This window comes from Streptomyces marokkonensis, assembly GCF_039539045.1.
Classification (GTDB): Bacteria; Actinomycetota; Actinomycetes; order Streptomycetales; family Streptomycetaceae; genus Streptomyces; species Streptomyces marokkonensis.
In genome coordinates this window covers 1-7,410 of record NZ_BAABCQ010000257.1, presented here as the reverse complement: position 1 = coordinate 7,410, position 7,410 = coordinate 1, and the positions used below count along the sequence as shown (strand labels likewise).

The window sequence follows — 7,410 nt, the reverse complement described above, 5'->3', positions numbered from 1 at the left end:
CAATCGACTCCCCGAACGCCCGTCGGAGCACCCCTCTCAACACGACCCCACCCCCACGAAGGCCTAAGTACGGGCAACGTCTAAAGTGGCGTGGTACGCGCAAGCCTTTACCGCCACTTCACACGGTCGGGCTTGCTGGGATGTCTCTGTCAGGGGTGTGCGTGACGGCCGTTGAATCCCGTCCTGCGGGGGTTATCGGGACCAACCAGAGCCCGAGTCACCGGCCGTTCGGGGCCCGTGTCAAGGCGTTCGTGGCGTTGACCAAGCCGCGGATCATCGAGCTTCTGCTGATCACCACCGTTCCGGTGATGTTCCTCGCCGAGCAAGGTGTTCCGGATCTGAAGCTGGTGCTGCTGACCTGCGTCGGCGGTTACCTGTCCGCGGGTGGCGCCAACGCGCTGAACATGTACATCGACCGCGACATCGACGCGCTGATGGACCGGACGTCGCAGCGCCCGCTGGTGACCGGCATGGTCAGTCCGGCCGAATGCCTCGCCTTCGGCGTCACCCTGGCCATCGTCTCGACGCTGCTGTTCGGCCTCACCGTCAACTGGCTGTCGGCCTGGCTCTCCCTCGGCGCGCTCCTCTTCTATGTCGTCGTCTACACGATGATCCTCAAGCGCCGCACCTCGCAGAACATCGTCTGGGGCGGTATCGCCGGCTGTCTGCCGGTGCTCATCGGCTGGTCGGCCGTGACCAACTCGATGTCCTGGGCGCCGGTCATCCTTTTCGGGGTGATGTTCTTCTGGACGCCGCCGCACTACTGGCCGCTGTCCATGAGGGTCAAGGAGGACTACGCGCGCGTCGGCGTGCCGATGCTCCCGGTGATCGCCTCCAACAAGGTCGTCGCGCGCCAGATCGTCATCTACAGCTGGGTGATGGTCGTCGTCTCGCTGCTGCTGCAGCCGCTGGGCTACACCGGTTGGTTCTACACGGCGGTCGCCCTGGCGGCCGGCGGCATGTGGCTGTGGGAGGCCCACGGACTGCAGAACCGCGCCAAGGCCGAGACGACGGGCGGCAAGCTCAAGGAGATGCGGCTCTTCCACTGGTCGATCACCTACGTGTCGGTGCTGTTCCTGGCGATCGCGGTGGACCCCTTCCTGCGCTGAGTACGCGTGGACGACGGGCGGGGTGCGTGGCCAAGGCCACGCACCCCGCCCGTCGCCGTTCGATCTACCCGTCGGTAGCATCCTGGTCATGGCAGACACGCAGCAGGTTGACACGAAGGCCGGGTGGGCCGAGCGGTGGGCCGAGTACCGGCTGACCCGGATGGCCGGGCGGATCGACGCCTTCTCCAAGGCGCACGGCGGCGCCGAGGCCCAGGTGGCCTACCTCGGCGAGCGCGGCGCCCGGATCGTGCTCGTCGGTGAGGACGGCGCCTGGGGCGACCTGGTCGCACGCTCTCCCGAGGCCGCCCGGAAGGCCGTGGAGAAGTCCGGGATCACCGTTCACGACGACTTCGACGGCGAGTTCGCGGCCAAGGTCGAGACCGGCCCCTACGAGTGGTCGCGCATGGCCGGCATCCAGGTCGGCGGGCCGAGCAACACCTGAGACCGGGTTCACCCGTTAGGACCGTAGGAAGCCGCGAGGCACACGGTCCCAGCAGGGGGAGCCCGGATGATCGAAACGCCGTCCCTGGTGGACCAGTACTGCCACGGCGTCCTGAGAACGGAGCTGGGCCTCGGCACCTTCGAGGCCCGGCTGGTCCGCACCGAGGGCCCGCCCGCCCCGGGCACCACCCTCTTCGACACCCAGACCGGCTTCGCGGTACGCCGCTGGTGCCCGCCCCTGCTCGGTCTGGAACCGCACTGCACGCCCGCCCGCTATCTGGCCCGGCGCCGCGAACTGGGCGTCCTGGAGACCGACCGCAGGCTGCTGCGCGGCAGCGGCATCACCACCTACCTGGTCGACGCCGGCCTGCCCGGCGACCTCACGGGCCCCGCGGAGATGGCCACCGCCGGGGACGCCGACGCCCACGAGATCGTCCGCCTGGAACTGCTGGCCGAGCAGGTCGCCGACACCTCCGGCACCGTCGACTCCTTCCTCGCCAACCTCGCCGAGGCGGTACACGGCGCCGCCGCGAACGCGGTCGCCTTCACCTCGGTGGCCGGCGTACGGCACGGGCTGGCGCTCGCGCCCGAACCACCCGGCCCCGGCGAGGTGCGGAGCGCCGCCGCCCGCTGGCTGACCGGGCGCGAGGTCGGCGGCGAGCTGAGCGACCCGGTCCTGCTGCGGCACCTGCTGTGGAGCGCCGTCGCCTCGGGCCGGCCGCTCCAGCTGCACGCGGGCCTCGGCGAGCCGGGCCTGCGCATCGACCGCACCGACCCGGTCCTGCTGACGGACTTCGTGCGGGCCACCGCCGGCCTCGGCACCGACCTGGTCCTGCTGCACGGCTACCCGTACCACCGTCACGCCGCCCACCTCGCCGGAGTCTTCCCGCACGTCTACGCCGACGCGGGCGCCGCCCTGGTGCGCACCGGCGCCCGGGCCGCGACGGTCCTCGCCGAGATCCTGGAGCTGGCCCCCTTCGGCAAGATCATGTTCTCCAGCGGCGCCCAGGCCCTGCCCGAACTGCACGTGGTCGCCGCCCGCCTCTTCCACGAGGCTCTGGGGCGGGTGCTGGGCACCTGGGTGGCCGAGGAGGCGTGGGCACCGGCGGACGCGCGGCGGGTGGCGGGGATGATCGCGTCGGGGAACGCGGTGCGGGTGTACGGCCTGGAGTGAATCGCGGACACTGGCCGGATGCCGACCGACACGCTGCTCGATCGCTTTCTCCAGGGACTCGAACCCCTCGCCCCCGTCGCCGTCTGGGCCCACGGCTCACTGGCCGGCGGCGACTACCAGGAAGGCCGAAGCGACCTCGACCTGATCGCGGTGCTGGACCGCCCGGTCACCGCCCGCACGGCCTGGCGGCTGGGGCTGCTGCACGCCCGACTGCGCGCCGAGACGCTCGCGGAGCAGCTGCACTGCACCTACCTGTCGCCCGACTCCGTCGCGGACTCCGCACGGCGCCACCCGACCTGGGCCCACGGGCAGCTGTTCAAACGGCCGGTCACCCCGGTCACCCGGCGTGAGCTGCACACCTTCGGGCGTGTCCTGTACGGGGAGTCACCGGGGGCGGTGCTGCCGCCCGTGTCCGACACCGAACTGGCCGGGTTCGTCGTCCGGGACCAGCGGGACTTCTGGCGGCCGGCCGTGCGCCGGAGCGAGCTGTGGCGGCAGGACGCCTGGGTCGACCTGGGCCTGCTCACCTTCGCCCGCGCCACCGTCACGATGCGGGACGGCGACCTGATCTCCAAGCGGCAGGCCCGCGCGGAACTCCGCGGCCTGGGAGCGCCCGGCGAGGTCGTCGGGGACATCGAGCGACGCCGCTACGGGAACCCCGTGCCGCCCGCCGCCGACTGGACCGTCCGCCGCGGCGAGCTGACCCGGAGCTACCTGGGGCCGGCCATCGACACGCTGGTCGCCTCGTACTCCTGAACCGGCACCTCGGGCACCGTCTCCTCGGGCCGCTCGCGCAGCGCCAGCAGCACCCTCAGCGCCGCGATCCACATCACGCACGAACCGAACATGTGCAGGCCGACCAGGACCTCGGGGAGGTCGGTGAAGTACTGCACGTAGCCGATGGCGCCCTGGGCGAGCAGCACCAGGAACAGGTCGCGGGTGCGGACCAGCGGGCCCTTGGGCGCGTCGACCGCCTTCAGGACGAACCACAGGGCGAACGTCAGCGTCACCACGACCCACGCCAGGACGGCGTGCACCTTGCTCACCGTCTCCCAGTCGAGCGGCATCCGCGGCACGTCGCTGGAGTCACCCGCGTGCGGTCCGGCTCCGGTGACCACCGTGCCGACCGCGATCAGCAGCACGGAGACGCCGATCATCGCCCACACCAGCTGCTGGACCGCCTTGCCGACCAGGGGGCGCGGTGCCGCGTCGCCCTCCCGGGTGCGCTGCCACATCACGGTCGCGACCGCGATCAGCGCGGTCGACAGCAGGAAGTGGGCCGCGACGGTGTACGGGTTCAGGCCGACCAGGACCACGATGCCGCCGAGGACGGCGTTGCCCATCACGATCCAGAACTGCAGCCAGCCCAGTCGCGTCAGGCCACGCCGGTACGGCTTCTGCGACCGTGCGGCGATGATCGCCCAGCCGACCGCGGCGCACAGCACGTAGGTCAGCAGACGGTTGCCGAACTCGATGACGCCGTGGATGCCCATCTCGCTGGTGTTGGTCAGCGAGTCGTCGGTGCACTTGGGCCAGGTCGGACAGCCGAGGCCCGATCCGGTCAGGCGCACGGCACCGCCGGTGACGACGATGGCCACCGCCATGACGAGCGCGGCGAGGGCCGCCCGCCGAACCGTCCGGGGCTCCGGGGTCCAGCGCGCGGCGATGAAGGCGAGCGGATTGCGCACGGCGGCTGCGGCGTCGGCGCGGGTCACGTTTGGCACGCCGTCCATCGTAGGCGCCCGCTTGTGCACGCTTTCACGAGGGTCCGGTCAGTGGTGCGTGCTCTTACTCCCAGCGGAAGAACTTCCCGGCCGCCGCCAGTCCCACGACGGCCCAGACGGCGAGGATCCCCAGGTCGCCCCAGGGCATCTGGGCCCCGTGCTGGAGGACGTCCCGCAGCCCGTCCGACAGGGCGGAGATCGGCAGCAGCCCCAGCACGCTCTGCGCCGCGTCCGGGAACTTGTCCAGCGGCACGATCACCCCGCCGCCCACGAGGAGCAGCAGGAAGACCAGGTTGGCGGCGGCCAGCGTGGCCTCCGCCTTCAGCGTGCCCGCCATGAGCAGCCCGAGCCCGGAGAAGGCGGCCGTGCCGAGGACGAGGAGCAACAGCACGGCGAACGGGTTGCCGTGCGGCGACCAGCCCAGCGCGAAGGCGATCACGGTCAGCAGGATGATCTGCAGCACCTCGGTGACCAGGACGGACACCGTCTTCGCGGTCATCAGGGCCCAGCGCGGCAGCGGCGAGGCGGCCAGCCGCTTGAGCACCCCGTACCGGCGCTCGAAGCCGGTGCCGATGGCCTGCCCGGTGAACGCCGTCGACATCACGGCGAGCGCCAGGACGCCGGGGGTGAGGAAGTCGACGGCCTCTCCGGCGCCGGTGTCGATGATGTCCACGGAGCTGAACAGGACCAGCAGCAGCGTCGGGATGACCACCGTCAGCAGCAGCTGCTCGCCGTTGCGCAGCAGCATCTTCGTCTCGAGCACGGCCTGGGCCGCGATCATGCGGCCGAGCGGTGCGGCGCCGGGCTTCGGCGTATAGGTGCCGGTGGTGGTGGTCACGAGCGCAGCTCCTTGCCGGTCAGCTCCAAGAAGACGTCCTCCAAGGTGTGCCGCTCCACCGAGATGCGGTCCGGCAGCACGCCGTGCTGGGCGCACCAGGAGGTCACCGTGGCGAGCAGCTGCGGGTCGATCTTGCCGTTGACGCGGTAGCTGCCCGGCGTCGGCTCGGCGGCCGACGAGTCCGCGGGGAGCGCCTTGAGCAGGGACTCGACGTCCAGTCCCGGTCGGCCGGAGAACCGCAGGGTGTTCTCGGCGCCGCCGCGGCACAGTTCCTCGGGCGAGCCCTGCGCGACGACCCGGCCGGCGTCGATGACGGCGACGTCGTCGGCCAGCTGCTCGGCCTCGTCCATGTGGTGGGTGGTGAGGATCACCGAGACGCCGTCACCGCGCAGGTCCCGTACGAGGTCCCAGGTGGCGCGGCGGGCCTGCGGGTCCAGGCCGGCCGTCGGTTCGTCCAGGAACACCAGCTCCGGGCGGCCGACCACGGCCATCGCGAGGGCGAGCCGCTGCTGCTGCCCGCCGGAGAGCCTGCGGTACGTCGTCCGGCCGCACGAGCCCAGCCCGAGCCGTTCGATCAGCGCGTCCACGTCCAGCGGGTGGGCGTGCAGCTTCGCGACATGGCGCAGCATCTCGTCCGCGCGGGCGCCGGAGTAGACGCCGCCGGACTGGAGCATCACGCCGATCCTGGGCCGCAACTCGGAGCCCTGTCCCACCGGGTCGAGGCCCAGCACGCGCACCGTGCCGGAGTCCGGCCTCCGGTATCCCTCGCAGGTCTCGACCGTGGTCGTCTTGCCCGCCCCGTTGGGGCCGAGTACGGCGGTGACACCCGCCCGGGCCGCCAGGTCGAGGCCGTCCACCGCGGTCTTCGTGCCGTACCGCTTCACCAGGGCCTGGACCTGGACCACGGGCTCGCTTCGCATGGGTCACGAGTCTAGGTACGCGGGCGGCGGCTCAGGCGCGCGGGTGCGGGATCTCCTCCGCAGGGGTGGGCGTACGGGGCGCTCGCGGGGGCCGTCGGGCGCCTCGCACCGGGCCGGCGTACGGCGCTCAGGGGCCCGTGCGCGGGCGGTCGCGGGGTGGGCGCACGGCTCAGCGGGGGGTCCCCGTGCACAAGCGGTCGCGGGTCCCGGCGTACGGCGCTCAGGACCCCGTGAGGCATCGCTCGCGAGGTGCGCGGGGCCCGTGCTCGGGGCGCTGCTCACCACTGCGGCGCCAGTGAGCGGTGCGGGCGGTCACGGGACCTGGTGCGTCGCCCCCCGCCCGTGCGCTACTCGCGGGGACGATGCAGCGGCAGCCAGCGTTCCGCGTAGGCGACCGCGTCCGCCAGGGGGAAGAGCCGGGTGACGGCCGCGCCGACCCGACCCCGTACGACGGGCCGGTCCCGCTCGAAGTCGTGCCCCAGTTCGTCGAACCGGTCCGAGGTGATCGATACCTCCGTCACGCGCTCCCAGCCCACCGGCCCCGGCCGCCCCACCTCCACCAGCGGGGACGGAATCCGGTACTCGGCGAGGTGGAAGGCCGTGCAGGCCTCGAAGCCCGCGCCGAGCAGAAGTACCCGGGCGCCGAGCCGCTCCAGGGTGGCCAGCGGACTGCGCTCGCCCAGCCGGCAGTCGGCCGAGTGCTCCGCGACCACCTCGGCGGCGCGCGGGCCCACGGCCGCGAAGGACGTCTGCGGATGCGCGCTGCGCCGGGCGCCCGGCCAGGTGCGCACCGTCTCGGGAAGGACCCCGACCCCGCGCGAGGGCGTGATCAGCGGGTCGAAGGCCGGCATCGCGGTGCGGACGGTGTCCCACCACTCCTCGGGCACCGGCGGGCTCTGCCACAGGGACGGGTCCGAGAGATCGCCGGTCTGGGTGGGGACCACCAGGGTGCCGTCCGGGCCGAGCGCGTCGAGCAGCGACTGGACGACTGCGACGGGGCCTCCGCAGACCCAGCCGAGGCTGCTGAGCGACGAGTGCACGAGGAGGGTGTCGCCGGTCCGCACACCCAGCTCGCGCAGCCCCGCGGCGATGGTGCCGCGGGTGACGAGTGGGCCGGTGGGAGGGGGTGTGGGCATGACCGGGAGTGTCCCGCAGGCCCGTCCGAGCTGCCACCGGATTGATCGATCAGAGATCGTTTTCGCAG

Annotated in this window: 8 protein-coding genes; 4 read left to right on the top strand and 4 right to left on the bottom strand. The window is 72.3% G+C overall.

Annotation, left to right across the window (positions count from 1 at the left end):
- Nucleotides 1–140: 140 nt before the first annotated feature.
- From ABEA26_RS34040 to ABEA26_RS34025, 4 genes are all read left to right on the top strand, one after another.
- Nucleotides 141–1,109: a heme o synthase gene (locus ABEA26_RS34040; protein ID WP_425587951.1), complete on the top strand. Its 969-nt coding sequence runs from the start codon at nucleotides 141–143 to the stop codon at nucleotides 1,107–1,109.
- A gap of 88 nt (nucleotides 1,110–1,197) precedes the next feature.
- The gene (locus ABEA26_RS34035; protein ID WP_279565796.1) at nucleotides 1,198–1,551 is read left to right on the top strand and encodes a hypothetical protein; all 354 of its coding nucleotides are present in this window, start codon (nucleotides 1,198–1,200) and stop codon (nucleotides 1,549–1,551) included.
- 66 nt (nucleotides 1,552–1,617) lie between these two features.
- Nucleotides 1,618–2,724 carry an amidohydrolase family protein gene (locus tag ABEA26_RS34030; RefSeq protein WP_345597658.1) on the top strand — a complete coding sequence of 369 codons (1,107 nt, stop codon included), beginning with the start codon at nucleotides 1,618–1,620 and terminating at the stop codon, nucleotides 2,722–2,724.
- Nucleotides 2,725–2,742: 18 nt separating this feature from the next.
- Complete coding sequence (locus tag ABEA26_RS34025) at nucleotides 2,743–3,480, top strand: nucleotidyltransferase domain-containing protein (protein WP_345597657.1); 738 nt, start codon at nucleotides 2,743–2,745, stop codon at nucleotides 3,478–3,480.
- Here the strand turns inward: ABEA26_RS34025 and ABEA26_RS34020 are convergent.
- The 4 genes from ABEA26_RS34020 to ABEA26_RS34005 all read right to left on the bottom strand — a co-directional run bounded on the left by ABEA26_RS34020 (nucleotide 3,435) and on the right by ABEA26_RS34005 (nucleotide 7,342).
- The gene (locus ABEA26_RS34020) at nucleotides 3,435–4,457 is read right to left on the bottom strand and encodes a COX15/CtaA family protein (protein WP_345597656.1); all 1,023 of its coding nucleotides are present in this window, start codon (nucleotides 4,455–4,457) and stop codon (nucleotides 3,435–3,437) included. The two genes, ABEA26_RS34025 and ABEA26_RS34020, sit on opposite strands and share 46 nt — an antisense overlap.
- Nucleotides 4,458–4,512: 55 nt before the next feature.
- On the bottom strand, nucleotides 4,513–5,229 hold the full coding sequence (locus ABEA26_RS34015) for an ABC transporter permease (RefSeq protein WP_345597662.1): 717 nt from the start codon (nucleotides 5,227–5,229) through the stop codon (nucleotides 4,513–4,515).
- Between the two features lie 53 nt (nucleotides 5,230–5,282).
- Nucleotides 5,283–6,206 carry an ABC transporter ATP-binding protein gene (locus tag ABEA26_RS34010; protein WP_345597654.1) on the bottom strand — a complete coding sequence of 308 codons (924 nt, stop codon included), beginning with the start codon at nucleotides 6,204–6,206 and terminating at the stop codon, nucleotides 5,283–5,285.
- Nucleotides 6,207–6,553: 347 nt separating this feature from the next.
- A complete protein-coding gene (locus ABEA26_RS34005) occupies nucleotides 6,554–7,342 on the bottom strand; it encodes an AAC(3) family N-acetyltransferase (protein WP_345597652.1) in 789 nt (262 codons plus the stop codon).
- Between the last annotated feature and the right edge of the window lie 68 nt (nucleotides 7,343–7,410).